Source organism: Kitasatospora sp. NPDC094019, from assembly GCF_044764505.1.
Taxonomy (GTDB): domain Bacteria; phylum Actinomycetota; class Actinomycetes; order Streptomycetales; family Streptomycetaceae; genus Kitasatospora.
In genome coordinates, this window is the sequence record NZ_JBIWIF010000021.1 from 42,848 (window position 1) to 58,658 (window position 15,811).

At 73.4% G+C, this 15,811-nt stretch carries 13 protein-coding genes; 8 read left to right on the top strand and 5 right to left on the bottom strand.

Annotated elements, in window-relative coordinates:
- Positions 1-7 precede the first annotated feature (7 nt).
- The 3 genes from ACIQ9P_RS33050 to ACIQ9P_RS33060 all read left to right on the top strand — a co-directional run bounded on the left by ACIQ9P_RS33050 (position 8) and on the right by ACIQ9P_RS33060 (position 3,465).
- A complete protein-coding gene (locus ACIQ9P_RS33050; RefSeq protein ID WP_402364637.1) occupies positions 8-1,537 on the top strand; it encodes an AMP-binding protein in 1,530 nt (509 codons plus the stop codon).
- Positions 1,538-1,572: 35 nt separating this feature from the next.
- Complete coding sequence (locus tag ACIQ9P_RS33055; RefSeq protein WP_402364640.1) at positions 1,573-2,565, top strand: LLM class flavin-dependent oxidoreductase; 993 nt, start codon at positions 1,573-1,575, stop codon at positions 2,563-2,565.
- Positions 2,566-2,685: 120 nt separating this feature from the next.
- The gene (locus tag ACIQ9P_RS33060) at positions 2,686-3,465 is read left to right on the top strand and encodes a PIG-L deacetylase family protein (protein WP_402364643.1); all 780 of its coding nucleotides are present in this window, start codon (positions 2,686-2,688) and stop codon (positions 3,463-3,465) included.
- 75 nt (positions 3,466-3,540) lie between these two features.
- Here ACIQ9P_RS33060 and ACIQ9P_RS33065 read toward each other — a convergent pair whose 3' ends face one another.
- Together ACIQ9P_RS33065 and ACIQ9P_RS33070 are read right to left on the bottom strand one after the other, a co-directional pair.
- Positions 3,541-5,034, bottom strand: a complete 1,494-nt coding sequence (locus ACIQ9P_RS33065; RefSeq protein WP_402364646.1) for a DEAD/DEAH box helicase — start codon at positions 5,032-5,034, stop codon at positions 3,541-3,543.
- A 264-nt stretch (positions 5,035-5,298) separates the two neighbouring features.
- On the bottom strand, positions 5,299-5,502 hold the full coding sequence (locus ACIQ9P_RS33070; RefSeq protein ID WP_045694210.1) for a cold-shock protein: 204 nt from the start codon (positions 5,500-5,502) through the stop codon (positions 5,299-5,301).
- Between the two features lie 502 nt (positions 5,503-6,004).
- Between ACIQ9P_RS33070 and ACIQ9P_RS33075 the strand changes: the two genes are divergently transcribed.
- Positions 6,005-6,232, top strand: coding sequence for a hypothetical protein (locus ACIQ9P_RS33075; RefSeq protein WP_402364650.1), 228 nt, complete (start codon positions 6,005-6,007; stop codon positions 6,230-6,232).
- A gap of 475 nt (positions 6,233-6,707) precedes the next feature.
- On the opposite strand, the gene ACIQ9P_RS33080 is transcribed toward ACIQ9P_RS33075, so the two are convergent.
- The 3 genes from ACIQ9P_RS33080 to ACIQ9P_RS33090 all read right to left on the bottom strand — a co-directional run bounded on the left by ACIQ9P_RS33080 (position 6,708) and on the right by ACIQ9P_RS33090 (position 12,046).
- A complete protein-coding gene (locus tag ACIQ9P_RS33080; protein ID WP_402364653.1) occupies positions 6,708-7,787 on the bottom strand; it encodes an inosamine-phosphate amidinotransferase 1 in 1,080 nt (359 codons plus the stop codon).
- A 440-nt stretch (positions 7,788-8,227) separates the two neighbouring features.
- The gene (locus tag ACIQ9P_RS33085; RefSeq protein WP_402364656.1) at positions 8,228-10,066 is read right to left on the bottom strand and encodes a hypothetical protein; all 1,839 of its coding nucleotides are present in this window, start codon (positions 10,064-10,066) and stop codon (positions 8,228-8,230) included.
- A 639-nt stretch (positions 10,067-10,705) separates the two neighbouring features.
- A complete protein-coding gene (locus ACIQ9P_RS33090; protein ID WP_402364659.1) occupies positions 10,706-12,046 on the bottom strand; it encodes a peptide ligase PGM1-related protein in 1,341 nt (446 codons plus the stop codon).
- Positions 12,047-12,886: 840 nt separating this feature from the next.
- Here ACIQ9P_RS33090 and ACIQ9P_RS33095 point away from each other — a divergent pair.
- The 4 genes from ACIQ9P_RS33095 (at position 12,887) to ACIQ9P_RS33110 (ending at position 15,772) form a co-directional block, all read left to right on the top strand.
- Positions 12,887-13,213 (top strand): hypothetical protein, encoded by a 327-nt coding sequence (locus tag ACIQ9P_RS33095; protein ID WP_402364662.1) that lies wholly within the window; start codon positions 12,887-12,889, stop codon positions 13,211-13,213.
- The gene (locus ACIQ9P_RS33100; protein ID WP_402364665.1) at positions 13,213-14,553 is read left to right on the top strand and encodes a putative T7SS-secreted protein; all 1,341 of its coding nucleotides are present in this window, start codon (positions 13,213-13,215) and stop codon (positions 14,551-14,553) included. Before ACIQ9P_RS33095 ends, ACIQ9P_RS33100 begins: the two co-directional genes overlap by 1 nt.
- A gap of 22 nt (positions 14,554-14,575) precedes the next feature.
- Positions 14,576-15,061, top strand: a complete 486-nt coding sequence (locus tag ACIQ9P_RS33105; protein WP_402364668.1) for a SitI3 family protein — start codon at positions 14,576-14,578, stop codon at positions 15,059-15,061.
- A 63-nt stretch (positions 15,062-15,124) separates the two neighbouring features.
- Positions 15,125-15,772, top strand: coding sequence for a hypothetical protein (locus ACIQ9P_RS33110; protein ID WP_402364671.1), 648 nt, complete (start codon positions 15,125-15,127; stop codon positions 15,770-15,772).
- Positions 15,773-15,811 lie beyond the last annotated feature (39 nt).

Sequence of the window (15,811 nt, forward strand, 5' to 3'; positions counted from 1 at the left end):
GGTCGACATGGAAGACCGCATCAGCACCCTCCACGACGTCTTCGCCGCCACCGCGAGGCGCCACCCCGAACTGCCCGCCGTCGAGCTGGCCGGCTCGTCGATCGGCTACGCCGAACTGGAGCGCGCGGCCGAGGCGCTGGCCGAGCGCATCACCGCCGAACACGGCCGGGTCCGCTCGGTGGCCCTGCTGGCCTCGCGCAGCGGGGTCGCCTACGGCGGCTACCTCGCGGCGCAGCGCCTGGGCGCGCAGGTCGTACCGCTGAACCTCAAGTACCCGCCGCGACGCAACACCGCCATCTGCGAACTGGCCGACGTCGACGTGGTGATCGTCGACGCCGCCGGGCAGCAGTGGCTCGACCACTGCCCCGCCGGCACCCGGCCGGCCCGGCCCGTACTGGCGCTCACCGACGCGGAACTCCTGGCCGCCCGGCCGGACGGTTCGCTGCCGGCACCGTCCGCCGGCCCCGACGACATCGCCTACCTGCTGTTCACCTCCGGCTCCACCGGGCGGCCCAAGGGCGTGCCGATCCGGCACCGCAACGTGCTGGCCTTCCTGGAGCACGCCGTCCCCCGGTTCGAGGTCGGTCCGGGCTGCCGCACGTCGCACACCTTCGACCTGACCTTCGACCTCTCGGTGTACGACCTCTTCGTCACCTGGGCCGGCGGGGCGACGCTGGTCGTGCCCGACGCGGCCGAGCTGCTGAGCCCGGTCGAGTACGCGGTCGACCGGAAGCTCACGCACTGGTTCTCGGTACCGTCCGCGGTCTCGGCCGCCGCCGGGCTCGGCGGGCTGCCCGCCGGCCGGGGCGCCGGGCTGCGCCACAGCGTGTTCTGCGGCGAGCAGTTCACCTACGCGCAGGCCGAGGAGTGGCACGCCTTCGCCCCCGGATCGGTGCTGACGAACATCTACGGCCCGACCGAACTGACCCTCGCGTGCACCGGTTTCCGGCTGCCGGCGCAGCGCGGGGAGTGGCCGGACACGGTGAACGACACGGTGCCGATCGGCACCCTGTTCCCGGGCCTGGACCACACCGTCACCGAGGACGGTGAGCTGTGCGTCCGCGGGCCGCAGCGCTTCGACGGCTACCTGGACCCGCGCGACGACACCAACCGCTTCCTCGGCGCGGACGGCGGCGCGGCGGACGGGGAGCGGTACTACCGGACCGGCGACCGGGTCCGCACCGAGGACGACGGCACCCTGGTCCACCTCGGCCGGCTGGACAACCAGGTCAAGATCCGCGGCTACCGGGTCGAGCTGGGCGAGTTCGAGACCCTGCTGCGCCGCCGCCCCGGCATCCGGGAGGCCGTCGTGGTGCCGGTGCGGCAGGGCGGGACCACCGAGCTGATGGCCTGCTACACCGGCGAGCCCGCCCGCGAGGCCGAGCTCCGCCGCACCCTCGCCGCGGGCCTGCCGGTCCACCTGGTGCCGAACGTGTTCCTGCACCTGGAGTCCCTGCCCCTCAACCCCAACGGCAAGACCGACCGCGCCGTCGTGGCGGAGCTCGTCGCCGCGCACGCCGCGACCGCCCGGCCCTGAACCCCCACCGGCAGTCGAGAGAGGACCGCGAACCCGTGCTGACCGTCTACACAACGATGCCCTCCTGGCACGACCGAACACCGCAGGAATACCGCCGCCGGGTCGTCGACGTGGCCCGCTGGACGGAGCAGGCGGGCTTCCGCGGCGCGCTGATCTACACCGACAACACCCTGGTCGACGCCTGGGCGGCGGCGCAGATCGCCATCGAGGACACCGAGCGGTTCGTCCCCCTGGTCGCGGTCAACCCGCTGGACACCCACCCGTTCGCGGTCGCCAAGACGATCAGCACCCTGGCCTTCCTCTACGGGCGGCAGGTCGACCTGAACCTCGTCACCGGCGGTTTCTCCAAGCACCTGACCGAACTGGGCTGCGAGCTGGGCCACCGGGAGCGCTACGACCGGCTGGTCGAGTACGGCGAGATCGTCCGGCAGCTGACGGCGGCCCCGACCGCGGTGACATACACCGGCAAGTACTACGCGCTGGACGCCGCCACCCTCAGCCCGCCGGCCGATCCCGCCCTGGCCCCCGGCCTCTTCGTGTCCGGGGCCTCCGACGACTGCCGCGACGCCGCGCGGGTGCTCCAGGTCGGCCGGCTGTCCTACCCCCACCAGATCGACACCTACCAGGGCGACCGGCCGCTCGCCGGCTGCGGCGTGCGCCTCGGCGTCATCGCCCGTGACGACGCTGCGGAGGCGTGGCGGATCGCCCACGAGCGCTTCCCCTCGGACGCCTCCGGGGAGAAGCTCCACGAGTGGGCCGTCGGCCGGATCGAGTCGCACTGGCACCTGAAGCTCTCCCGCGACGCCCTCCGCTCCCACCAGCCGAACGGCGTCTACTGGCTCTACCCGTTCCGCGCCTACCGCACCTTCTGCCCCTACCTGGTCGGCACCTACGCCGAGGTCGGCGCGATGCTCCGGCGGTACATCGCGCTCGGTGTGGGCACCGTGATCCTGGACGAGGTGGTCGGGCAGGAGGACCTCCAGCACACCCGCCTCGCCCTGGACCACGCCTTGGCACCCGCCGTCTGAACGGCCCGGCCGCCGACCCCGGGGTCGGCGGCCGGGCCGCCACCGTGATGGACGAGGAGAACCGCCGTGTCGCGACCGCCCTCCGTATCCTCCGTACCTTCAGTGCCCGCCGTACCTTCAGTGCCCTCCGTACCGGCCCCGCCCGCCGTGCTCGCCGTGGTCGCCCACCCGGACGACGAGGCGCTGCTCGCCGGCGGCACCCTGGCCATGCACGCCGCCGCCGGGGCCCAGGTGGCCGTGGTCACGGCCACCTGGGCCCCGGACAGCCACCGCGCCGAGGAGCTCGCCGAGGCGCTGGACATCCTCGGCGCGGGCGGTCCGAGGATGCTCGGACACGCCGATCACCGCGTCCCGCGGTCCGCGCCCGGCCGGGCCCGGCTCTGCGACGCGCCCCTCGACGAGGTGGTCGAGGGCATCGTGCGGCACATCCGCGAGGTCAGGCCCGCCGTCGTGCTCACCCACGACCCGTACGGCCAGGTGACCGGACACCCGGACCACCGGCTGACCAACCGCGCCACCCTGCTGGCCGTCGCGGCCGCCGGTCTCGAACACCTCTACCCCGACGCCGGCACGCCCTGGCAGCCCGGCGCCGTCCACATGGCCACCCATCCGCACTCGGCGCTCGCCGACCTCGGCCCCCTGCTTCGGCGCGTCGGCAAGAGCACCCTCAGCGTTCCGGACGAGCTGGTGGACCTGACCCGGGACGTGAGCCCCTGGGCGGCGCGGAAGTGGGCCGCGATCGCGGCGCACCGCAGCGAGGCCGCGCGCGAGCGCCCCCTGCCCGGTGTCCTCGGCCGGCTGCCGGAGGACGTCCGCCACCGGATCATTGCCACCGAGTACTTCATGGTCTCCGCCCGCGCCACGACCGGCACCGCCGGGGCGACCGTGAGCGGCGCGTAGGGGTGGCCGGACCGCCGGGCGACCGAGCGGGCGCCGGTTCTCGGCGGTTCTCGCTCCGCGCCGGTGCTCGCGGTGCTACGCCGCGAGGGTGGGCCGGCCGGGTTCCCGGCGGCGGCCGGGAGCGGCCTGGGAGTCGCGGCCGGAGGCGGCCCGGGTGTCGCCGGCCGGGCGGCCGCGGCGGCCCCGGCTCCCGGACGGGCCGCGGCGCGGCCGTTCGACGACGGGGTCGGGGATCACGGTGGGGACACCGGTGGGCACGCGGGCGCCGGTGATGCGCGCCAGGTCCTCGCCGCCGGAGCTGACCCCGGTGGTGACCGGGGTGATGGCGGCCGTCGCCATCAGCCGGGCCATCGCGCGGCGCTGCTTGGGCAGCACCAGGGTGACGACGGTGCCGGACTCACCGGCCCGGGCGGTGCGTCCGCCCCGGTGCAGGTAGTCCTTGTGGTCGCTCGGCGGGTCCAGGTTGACGACCAGGTCGAGGCCGTCGATGTGGATGCCGCGGGCGGCGACGTTGGTGGCGATCAGCGCGGTCACCTGGCCGTTGCGGAACTGCTCCAGGGTCCGGTTGCGCTGCGGCTGGCACTTGCCGCCGTGCAGGGCGGCGGCCTTCACGCCGTTGGCGAGCAGGTCGTCCACCAGGCGGTCGGCGCCGTCCTTGGTGTCGATGAACATGATCACCCGACCCTCGCGGGAGGCGATGTGGGCGATGGTGGCGTTCTTGTCGAAGTTCTGCACGTGCAGCACGTGGTGCTCCATCGTGCTGACCGCTCCCGCGGACGGGTCCACCGAATGGGTGACCGGGTCCTTGAGGAAGCGACGTACCAGGCGGTCGACGTTGCGGTCCAGGGTCGCCGAGAACAGCATCGTCTGGCAGCCCTCGGCCACCTGCTCCAGCAGCTCGGTGACCTGCGGCAGGAAGCCCATGTCGGCCATCTGGTCGGCCTCGTCGAGCACCGTGATGCCGACCCCGTCCAGCTGGCAGTCGCCGCGCTGGATCAGGTCCTTGAGCCGGCCGGGCGTGGCCACCACGACCTCCGCACCACGGTTCAACGCCCACGCCTGGCGTCCGATCGGCACCCCGCCCACCGCGGTCGCCATCCGCAGCCGCAGCGCGTGGGCGTAGGGGGTGAGGGCCTCGGTGACCTGCTGCGCCAGCTCCCGGGTGGGGACCAGCACCAGGGCCAGCGGGCGGCGCGGCTCGGCCCTGCGCCCGGCGGTGCGGGCCAGCACGGCGAGGCCGAACGCGATGGTCTTGCCGGAGCCGGTACGGCCCCGGCCGAGGACATCGCGGCCGGCCAGCGAGTTCGGCAGGGTCGCGGCCTGGATCGGGAACGGCGCGGTCACGCCCTGACGGGTCAACACCGTCAAGAGGGCCTTCGGCATCTCCAGCTCGGCGAAGGACTCGACGGCGGGCAGCGCCGGGGTGGTGCTCACCGGCATCGCGAACTCCCCCTGGGGGCCCGCGGCCCGGTCGGCGCCGCGGCCGGAGGGACGCCGGCCGGCCGGGGAACGGCGGCCTGCGGCGGAGCGGGAGGTGTTCGGGTACGGAGAACGGCTGGAACGGTTCATGCGGGACCTTCCTCGGTGCGGCGCGCGTCACGAGGAAGCCTCCGGGGCGCGGCAACGCGGGCGGAGGTCGCAGGGGAAACGGGCCTGGCGTGTGACGGGCGGAGCGTGGACGGCGGAACCGCTCGGCGCGTCAGCTACGGTCGGCGCCCGTCCGCGGACGGCCCGATCGGCCGGAAGAACGCGGGGAGCAATGCCGAGAGGCCCGCACCGTGCGTGTGCGCGGTGCGGGCCTCTCGCTGCTTGGCGGGTGCCGTGGCAGAAGAACTACAGCGGGCGGATGTTCTCGGCCTGCGGGCCCTTCTGACCCTGCGTGACGTCGAACTCGACCTTCTGGCCCTCAAGCAGCTCGCGGAAGCCGTTGGCGTTGATGTTCGAGTAGTGGGCGAAGACGTCCGGGCCGCCACCCTCCTGCTCGATGAAGCCGAAGCCCTTTTCCGAGTTGAACCACTTCACGGTGCCATTAGCCATTGGAAATCTCCTTCAAGAGGCTGTCCGAAGCGCACGAAGTGCACGCTCCGAGTCGCCGCGGGAAGCACCCACCCGGGACGAGCCGGGAAACAAAAAATGCGCCTGCGAAACATCAGCAGGCGCACACAAAGTTCATGGGAACCACTACTGCAACTAACAGCCACTCTAGCAGGCCCGGAGTCGCCGCGGGTGGACATTTCGCCCCCGGTTTCGGTCGGGCACCCCCGGGGCCGCCCGACCCGGGCCGCCGCGGCCGCCAACGCGCCCCGGATCCAGGCCGGTTGGCACGATCCGATGCCCTCCGGACCGACGGCCCGGAAGGTCAATTCCCGGGGGCGCGGCGTGGCCGGCTCGCACGCCGGCGCCGCCGCACCGGCCACGCGCCCCCCACCAGCACCGTCCGGGCGTGTGCTGGACCACACGGGCGGCATTCCGACCCCCGTTCGAAACCGAGTGCACCGAAAAGGCTCCGTCCCGCGATTTCCGGCGCATACTGGAGGGGATGACGAAATTTGCAGCAGTCCGCCGCCCCCTGCCCAGCAGCCCCTTCAAGGCCCCGGTAGAGGCGCCGCGCAAGCATTTCGCCGTCGGCGACCGGGTCACTCACGACCGGTACGGCCTCGGCCGGGTCGTCGACGTCGAAGGTGACGGCGACATCGCCGTACTCGTCGACTTCGGTTCACGACAGGAACGTCTTACCCCGCCCTACAGCGCGATGTTCGCGCTCTGACCCCGAGAGCCCGGCTCCGCACCCCTGGGAGCCCGGGCGCCTCGGCGTGCCCCGGAGCCCGGCGCCCGGCCGCGCCGCACAGCTCCTTCCCAGGCATGCCCCGGCACCGGCCCCGCACCACGACGCCGTAGCCGACCGGAGGTCCGCCCCGCCCCCGTCGTCGAGCGGCGGCCGGCACGGCACCTCGCGCCGACGCATGCCTGCCGCCCGCGGCGGGGCGGCGCGGTCGAAGCGGCACGCCCACGAAGCCCCGACCACCGGGCGGGCGAGGCCCCGGCGAGCCGTGCCCGACCGCCCACGCCACGCAGCCAGCCAGCGGAATCCCCGGGACCGTTTGCGCACATCAGGTCGATCGGGGACGGACGATCTCCCGGACCACCTACGAACACGGCGCCGACACCGAAGGGCCGACACCGGAGGACGGCGAACCTCGCCCCTCCGGGATCACCCGGCCCGATCCGGCCGCGCGGGCGGGTCAGGACAGGTAGTCTTCCAGGCCGCCGTCGCGCCGGATGTCCAGGGTGACGCAGTGGAAGCCGCCGCCGAGCACCCGGGAGTGGCGCAGCCGCTGCGGCAGGACGGTGATCCCGACGTGTTCCAGTTGCTTGATCAGGGCGTCCTGGCCGGACTCGACGATCGCCGTGTCCGGGGAGACCATCAGCAGGTTCATGCTGATCCAGCTCTCGCTGAGCGCGTTCTCGACCGCGGCGCCGGTGGGGTCGGCCGGCGGGCACCACAGGATGTCCCAGCCCCGCAGCGGCTCCGGCACGGTCTCCGGGCCGATCCGCTCCGGGTTGAGCAGCACCAGCCCCGGCCGCAGCAGCGCGATGGTGCTGTCGATGTGGGTGTACCCGTAGATGTCGCGCAGCGGGTGCAGACGCAGCCCGCCGTCGCCGAGCAGGCCGAGGGTGGACTCCAGCCAGCGCAGGCCGAGTTCGTTGCCGCTGCGGGAGACCTGGTAGAACACGTCCCGGCCCAGCCGCAGCACGTTCGCGGCGTCGAACACCGGCTCGCTCTCACCCAGCAGCGGAAGCCCGTCGGCGTCGAACTCGAAGAGTTCGTCCCGTAGTTGCGGCCGGGGAGCGGAGATCCAGCGGGCGCCGCGGCGCAGGTAGTCCTGGAAGAGCGGGCGCAGCCCGAAGACCTCGAAGTAGCGCTGGCGCATCGGGCTGGCGACCTCGATGACCGTCTCACCGACCACCAGGGTGAGGTCACGCGGGCAGTAGGAGTGGAACCCGCCGTCGGCCCTCCACAGCGGGGAGGCGAACTCGGCCGCGTGGTCGACCGCTTCGGGCCGGTGAACGGTGACGCCGAGGCCGCGCAGGGTGGCCGTCAGCGCGTCCAGGTCCTCCTCCGTCTCCTCCACCACCTGCGGCGGGTAGGGGCCGACCCGGATCGAACCGAGGTCGGCGGCGGCGGTCTTCGGGAAGCAGGAGAGCCAGGAGGACGGCTCGGTCTGCTCGGGCAGTCGGGCGCCGACGGCACTGCCGACCACGACCTCCCGCAGCGTGCTGAACTCGTCCCAGCTGTGGACCGGACGGGCCGAACCGGACATGACTCCCCCTTGACACGGGTTCAGGGAAACGCGGACACGGCGGCGAACACGACGCTTTCCGGGACCACGACGGCCGGGCGGCGTTCGGGGTCGGCCCCGGCTGGGGCGGGGTCCCCGGACATGCGGAGCCCGTCCCGGGGAACGCGGTGCGGATTCGTCGCCGGATCGCCCCCTACCGGCAACGGTGCAGCGAACTTCCTTGCCAGGCACTCGAATTCGCCGTTCGACGGGCCGGAAGCGCTCGTCAAGCTACCCGGCCGGTCGACGGCGGCGCAAGGACCGTGATCGGCACCGGGAGGGCTGCTGCGACCGAGCCCCGATTGATCGATCGATTGTTCGACCGACCTGGTCCGGCGCTGAACAACACCCCCGCCCGGACCCGCGGCGGCCGGCCGCACTCCACATCCGCCGACCGCCGTGCCCGCGAGCCGTCCGGCAGGTCACCACCGCCAGGCCCGGCGGATCCGGCTCCCGCCCGCCAGCACCAGCAGGGCCCCGCTCGCCGCGGCGACCCCGGCCACCGTCAGGTGCTGACGCTGCGCCCGGCGCCGGTCGGCGGCGGCGGTTCGGGCCGAGGCCGCCAGGAAGGCCCGTTCGACCCCGGTGGCGGCCAGCTCCCCGGCCGCGACCCGCCGCATCAGCGGTTCGAGCCGAACACCCCTGTACAGCAGTTCCGGATCCCGGTCCGCGGCCGCCCACCCCCGGGCCGCCGCGGTGAGCGCGCGCTGCTCGCCCAGTGCCCCGTGCCCCTCGGCCAACCACCCGCGCAGCCTCGGCCAGACCTGCGGAAGGGCATGGTGGGAGAGTTCGACGGTGTCCCGGTCGACCACCACCAGCCGGGCCCGGACCAGCCGTTCCACCACCTCCGGAACGCCGGGATCCTCGAACTCGGCCCGCCCGACCGGCTTCCGGGCGCCCCCGTCGCCGCCGCCCACCAGCACGCCGCGCGCCGTCAGCCCCTCCCCCAGGGCGGGCGCGCCGACGGCGTCCCAGCCGGACCCGGACAGCTCCCCGTCGAGCAACTCCGCACCGAGCCGCACGAACACGGCCCGCGCCAGCCTCCGGTCCGCCGCCTCCAGACCGTCGTACAGCGTCTCAGCCGTCCGGGCCAGCGCGCCCTCGAACCCGCCCGTGGCCTGGAACCCGGCCAGCGTCAGCGCGTTGCCGCTGCGCCGCCGCCAGGTCGCCAGCAACGCCTCGGACAACAGCGGCAGCGCGCCCGGCTGTTGCGCGACGGTCGAGATGAGGACGGCCAGCAGAGCGCCCTCGACGGTGCAGCCCGCCCGCGACGCGGGTTCGGTGATCGCCCGCCGGAGCTCCTCCGGCGCCGGACGCCCCACCGGCAGCACCCCGTGGCGGCCGACCTCGGCCAGTCCGGGGTGCTCGGCGAACAACGGCGCGCGCTGGTCCGAGCGGACCACCAGCACCACCCGGCACCGGGCCGGCGCCGCCACCGGCAGCCCGGCCACGGCCTGCCCCGGAGCGCCCGCGGCCGTCGCCACCAGCGCGTCCAGGAAGCGCGCCCGCTCGGCGGCGTCCCGACAGCGGGTGCGCAGTTGCTCGCCCTGGTCCACCACCAGCACCGGATCGCCGGCCGTCGGCCCGGACGTGTCGCGCGCCGTCTCCCCGGCCAGCCGCCCCAGCCGGGCGAGCGCGAGCGCGTACGCCTCCATCGGTCGTTCGCCGGGCGTCAGCAAGGCCACCGGCACACCGCCTCCGGCCGGGGAACGCCCCGCTCCGTCCCCGGCCCCGGTTCTCCCGGCAGGCACGCCGACGACTGTCGGGGCCCAGCCGAGCCGGGCCAGCAGACCGGCTCTGACCAGTGAGGACTTGCCCGACCCGGAAGGCCCGGTGACGATCACCAGCCGCCGCTCGGCCAGCGCCGAGACCAGCCGGTCCAGCAGCGCCTCCCGGCCGAAGAACCGCTCCGCGTCCACCGCCTCGAAGGCCGCCGCGCCCGGGTACGGCGCCCGTCCGCCGTCCGGAGCGCGCCGCCGGGTCGCCGCGTCGGCGGCCAGTTCCGCGGCCAGCAGCTGCCAGCGGTGCCGCCACTCCCGGACATCCCCGCCGCACGCCTGCACATAGGCGAGGGTGACGGCCAGGCTCGGCAGCCGCCGCCCGCCCGCGGCCACCGACAGACTGGCCGCCGAACAGTGCGCCAGCAGGGCGAGCTGGCGGTACGGCGGACTTCCGGCACGCTCCCGCAACGCCCTCAGATCGGCCGCGAAGCGCAGCAGCGCCCCGTCCCCAGGATCCAGTGGCCTCTCCCGACGCGGCACTTACGGCCCCCCTCTTCGTTGAAGCGGTGTCCTGACGCCCTTGCGTGGCCACGCGCCTCCGCGTGCCACGCGCGTCACGCGTGTCTCCTGTCCGCCCCCGGTGATTCATCATGCACAGTGCGGTCGGCGCCGAACAACGGTGCGTACCGGTCGGTTGTTCCGAGTTGATGTTCAATGTCCGGCCCTACGACGCCGAACACGGCCGCCGGGACGGAACCGGGACCGGCAGGACCCGCCGCGTCGAAGCGGACCCGGCCCCGGTCCCGACGACGGAGCCCCCTCGGGACTGCGGGTTCAGCGACGGCATCGCCGTCGGTCCGCGCCAACTCGCGCTGATGCAGGAGACGTTCAGCCCGGACAGGGGCCTCCCGGCGCGTGCCCGCCGGGTGGCGCGGCAGCCCTCGACGGGCTCCCCGGACTCCGCTGCCGCTGCCACCCGTTCCTCCGCGTCGACGGCTGCCACTCGCCGTCCGTCATGGGCGAGGGCCGTGAGGGCTTCGCCCGTTCCCGGCCGGGGTGAGGTCGACCAGCACCCGGTCCGGGCCGGCCACCGGCACCGTCCCGGCGCGGAACCGCCGGTGGATCACCGCCACCCGCATCCGCGTCGTGGCAGCCTCCCGGTGGCGGCCGCGTCCGGACTCACCCGCCGAAGAGCGCGAGCAGCGCGGTCTCCAGGGCACGGGCGGCCTCCGGGCTCTCGGCCACCGCGCAGTACATCACCGAACCGTCGGCGGGCGTGAAGTTGCAGCTGAAGAGCACACCGGTGCCGGTCTCCGGGGCGAAGCCGAGCCCGGCCGCCCCGACCGCCGCCGCCGCCTCGGCGAAGGACGGCACCTTGAGGCCGGTCAGCTCCAGGATGCAGCGCGAGCCGCGGTGCTCCTCGCGCAGCAGGTGGCCGAAGTAGACGTCGTGCAGGTGGCTGGAGCCGGTGATCCGGCCGTTGGTCTCGTGGAAGAGGACCTCCCCCTCGGGCGTCAGCACGGCGTCCGCGCTGACCGTGCCGCGATAGCCGATCAGCCGTAGGGCCTCGCACAACCGGGCTCCCTGGGCGACGAGTTCGGCCCGGACCTCGGCGTCCGGGGTGACCGGCGGGGTGATCTCCCCGATCACCACCGGCCGCATCACCATCTCGCCGCAGCCGGAGAGCACCACGGCCGACCCGTCGATCAGGAACTGCGCGTACAGCGGCACGGAGTCGGCGAAGTACCGTTCCACCACCACCCGTTGGCCGCGACCGCCGGTCAGCCAGGTCCACCGCCCGGCGACGTACCCGGCCACCGCGGCCCGGTCCGCCAGCGCCACCACGCGTTCGGCACCGGCCGGGTCCACCCGCTCGTCCCGGATGAGGACCTCGTTGCCGAAGCCGCCCGCCTGGAACTCGACCTTCACCATCACGCTGCGGCCCCGCGCCAGCAGTTGCTCGATCGCGTCCTCGACCTCCGCGGGCGAGCCGGCCACCCGGCCGGGCGGGATCGGTACCCCGACACCGGCGGCCACGGCCCGGAACGCGGCCTTGCTGTTCACCAGGGCGTTTCCGCCCTGCGCGGCGAACGCCTGCCCGTCCATGGCGTGCGCCAGCCCGAGCGCGGCCGCCAGTTCGGCCACCGCTCCGTTCGGCGACATCGCCAGCACCTCCTCCACCGCGCGACCCTCCACGGCGCGGGCCTCCAGAACCCGCCTCAGCTCGGCCCGGAAGACCGGGTCCGCCAGCCGGTCGGTGGTGAGCAACTGGTCGCCCAGGGCGCAGGGCGGCGGAACCACGAACGTCAGACTCCCGGCCCGCACCCCGGTCAACCCGGTGACGTACGCCAGGTACTCCGGATCCGGACTCCAGGGCAGCACCAGGACGTCCCCGTCCTTCGCCCACCAGAGCATCCGCTGCGCCCAGCATCCGGCGAACAGCTGCTCCAGCGGCGCCATCCGGGTGAGGTCTCCGACCGTCTCCTCGGTGCGGTTGTTCGCGATGCAGAGCGTCGTCATCTCGTGCACTCTCCCGGGGTTCGGCGCTGTCGCGGCCCTTGTCCCTCGCACGGCACGGGTGTGGCGTGCGCTACCGGTGTAGCGCACCGGGATTGTTCCGGTTCGGCCCTCGGTCATTGAACAAAACGGCGAACAACCCGCGCCCGCTCGGAGGTTCCCGGTGGGGCACCCGCCGGGGTCGAACCGGGCGAGGCCCCCTGGACGGTCGTGGCCGATCCGGAAGATGTTGCAATCCGGTGCTCGACTCCGGGCGGGTAACCTCGTTGACGCGGGCGGCTTCAGCGGGCCGGACATCGCGATCGACGCGGTCGCCTTCACCCTCCTGACCCGACACGTCCCGATCGGGCTGAGTCGTAGGACGCCCATGCCTGGGCCCAGATCGCTGTGCCGAAGCACGGCACCTGTCGCCAGGACGCTGACCGGCCCTTGGTGAAACCCCCGGGTGACGCACGACGGTTGACACCGTTTGCGCGCGGCAGTGGTCACCTTCGATCAGTGCTCAGCAGTTCTGTCACCGGTAGCCACGGGGCGGGGCCGATATCCGATCGGGACGGATATCGGCCGCCGCGACGGCGCACCGGTCGTGCAAGGGCGGGTTGGCTGCCAGTGCGGGCGGCTTCGGATTCCCGGCGCCTCCCCTTTTCCGGCCCTACCGGGAATTCACTCCCGGAACACCCGCCCCGCCCTTCCCGTTCGAAACCGGGAGATCACGCCGGGATCGGTCCGTAAGCGCCTCCCGCGCTGTTTCGGCGCGACGGGCAAACCCGCCGTGCTAGCTTCGGCGGGCGAGTCCTGACGGTCGATTCACACCCGGCGAGGGGCTGTAAGGGGGAAGATCCTGTGGCGGAGGGATTCACGGTGGACCTGGCGGCTTTGGAAAAGGCCGCCACCGGGATCACCGGCACGGTGGCGAAACTTCAGTTCAGAAAAGTGAAGGACCTCGATCCCAGGAAGGACGAGATCGGGCACGGACACCTGGCCGACGTCCTGGAGAAGTTCTGCACCCGCTGGGAGATCGGCGTCGAACACCTGCTCAAGGATGCCGCCCAGGTCTCGCAGCGCCTGACCGCGAGCGTCAAGGCATACCGCGAGGTCGACGGAACCCTCTTCGGCCGGCCGGGCGGCACGGTGACCCGTCCGGGCGGCGAGGACCCCGGGGTGAAGTAGTGGCCAAGAACCTCGGGCAGACCGGCGACCCCAGGGAACTCGTCCCGGGGAACCCCGAAACGATCGCCTCGACCGTCGCCTGGCTCAAGAGCTACGGCGACACCCTGCACTCGACCGGCGAGGGCCTCAAGCGCATCGACACCGTCGAGGGCTGGTCAGGCAAGGCCGGCGACGCGTTCCGGCACGCCTTCCACGGCGAGCCCAAGAAGTGGCTGGTGGCCGGCGACTGCTTCCACGACGCCTCCACGGCGCTGGCCGACTACCGGTGGACGCTGGCCTGGGCCCAGGAACGGGCCGCCGACGCGATCCGGCAGTGGAACGAGGGCCAGAGCACCACGAGCAACGCCAAGTCCGAGCACCAGGACGCGGAGCGCAACGCCGGGCACGAACTGCCCTTCACGGATCCGGGCGAGGGCGCCCGGGCGGCCGCGAAGCAGACCCTCAAGACCGCGCGGGAGCAGCTCAAGAGCGCGGGCGACACCGCGGCGCGCACGATCGCCAAGGCCCGCGACAAGGCTCCCGAGGAGCCCGGCTGGCTGGACAAGGTGGGCAACTTCTTCTCCGGCGCCGGCGACTTCGCCCTGGACCTCGGCAAGACCGCCGTCGAGGACCTGGCCTCGGTGGGCAACGCGATGATCCACGACCCGGGCGCGGTGCTGGAGGTCGCGGGCGGCCTCGGCCTGGCCGCCCTGGGCGCCGGCGGCGAGGTGCTGGGCGCCGGCCTCGACCTCACCGGCGCGGGCGCGGTGATCGGCGTGCCCGTGAACGTGGTCTCCGCCGGGGTGATCGCCACCGGTCTGGGCATGGCCGGCATCGGCGCGGGCCAGATCATCGAGGACGCGGCGGGCCCCGACCGGGTACACATGGAGGGGAACGACGGGGGCGGGGGCAGCGGCGCGGGCGAGGTCCGCACCCAGCCGTCCAGGGCCCCCGACCCCAACGCCACGCCGCAGGGGTCCACCACCCGGATCAACCCGGAGGACGCCGCCGAGAACCGGCTCGCGCTCCAGCGCGAGAACGAGTCGGCGGAACTCCTGGCGAAGCAGGGCTACCACGTCGAGCAGAACCCGTCGGTCCCCGGTCCGAAGAATCCCGACTACCGGATCGAGGGCGAGATCTTCGACTGCGTCTCACCCAGTAGCCGGAGTGCCCGGAACGTCGGTTCGAGGATCGAGGAGAAGGTCCTGGAAGGCCAGACCAGCCGGATCGTCGTCAACCTCGCGGATTCCCCGGTGGAGGTCTCGGCCCTCAAGGCCCAGCTCCACGACTGGCCGATCGAAGGGCTCCAGGAGGCCGTGGTGATCGACCGACAGGGCAATATCCTGCACATCTACCCCTAGCGCATCCGAACGGATCCCAGCCATGTCAATCTCCCACAGCTTCAACCTGGCCACGCCACTGTCGGTCGCCGAGGTGGCCGACGTGCTGGACGACGTCGCGCGGGGCGCCAGGCTGTTCGATGTGACCACGGCGGCGGCCGACCTGCTCACCGACGGCGTCGTCACCAGGTACGGCACCTGGATCCGGGTCTTCGCCCCCAACCCCAGGCCGTGGAACCCGCTGGTCACCGACCTCCACATCACTCCGACCGTCACGGTGGCCTTCCGGCTGGACAAGACCACCGACCTGTCGGGGCAGGAGGACGACGTCGTGCGGGTGGTCGCGGGCGTCCTGGACCGGGTCCCGGGCGACGCGGCGCTCCAGTACCACTACGAGGTCATCTGGCTCCTGCGGCGCGGCGGCCTGCTCAGCCTCAACGAGCGGGACGACCTCTGGCCGCCCGACCGCCTGGCCGTCGTCCCCCGCCCCTTCACCCGCGAGACGCACGTCTTCTCCGACGAGGACTGATCCCGCGCCCTGCGCACCGACGCCGACGGCCCCGCACCCGGGAGGTGCGGGGCCGTCGACCGCATGACGGGCAGAGCAGGCCGAAAGCTGGCTCAGGTAGTAGAGCGTGCGTCGGGAGGGGACCTCGCGGCCTCGCCCGGCGGCGCGGCGCAGGACGCAGAAGGTGATGAAGCCGAATCCGACGCCGTTGCTGATGGAGCAGGTGAACAGCATCGTCGCGATGGCCGGGAAGGCCAGGAAGGCCGGGAAGGCCGGCAGAACGTGGCCCGCCTTCGGGTCCTCGCCGCCAGACATCCCGAGGACCGGGCGCTCGCCGGACGGGTGCGCGAACTGTCCGCGCGAAGCCCGGAGTTCCGGCGGTGGCGGGCCCGTTACGGCGTGCAGGACGGCAGCAGCGGGCGCAAGCAGTTCGACCGCCCCGTGGTCGGCCGTCGCGCCCCCGACCGGGAGGCCCTTCCGCTGCCCGACGCCGGTGACCGTCCGTCTCTGGGTCACCGACCTGGTGCACGCCCGGGTCGGCGACCCGCTCGACCTCACCCGGGTGCACGCGCGTACGGACGGCGCCGTCCGTACGCTGCAGGAGCACTACGGCCTCCGCGGCCCACGCCCACCGGCGGCCGGCCCTGCACTCGAAGCGGCGGTGTTGTCAGTGAACCGAGCAGGCACACGCTGCTCCGTCCAACCGCCCGATCCCGTCGCCCGGTCGGGTGAGGGCAGGCATGGCACCGGCCGGGGCGGGCAGGCGGTCAG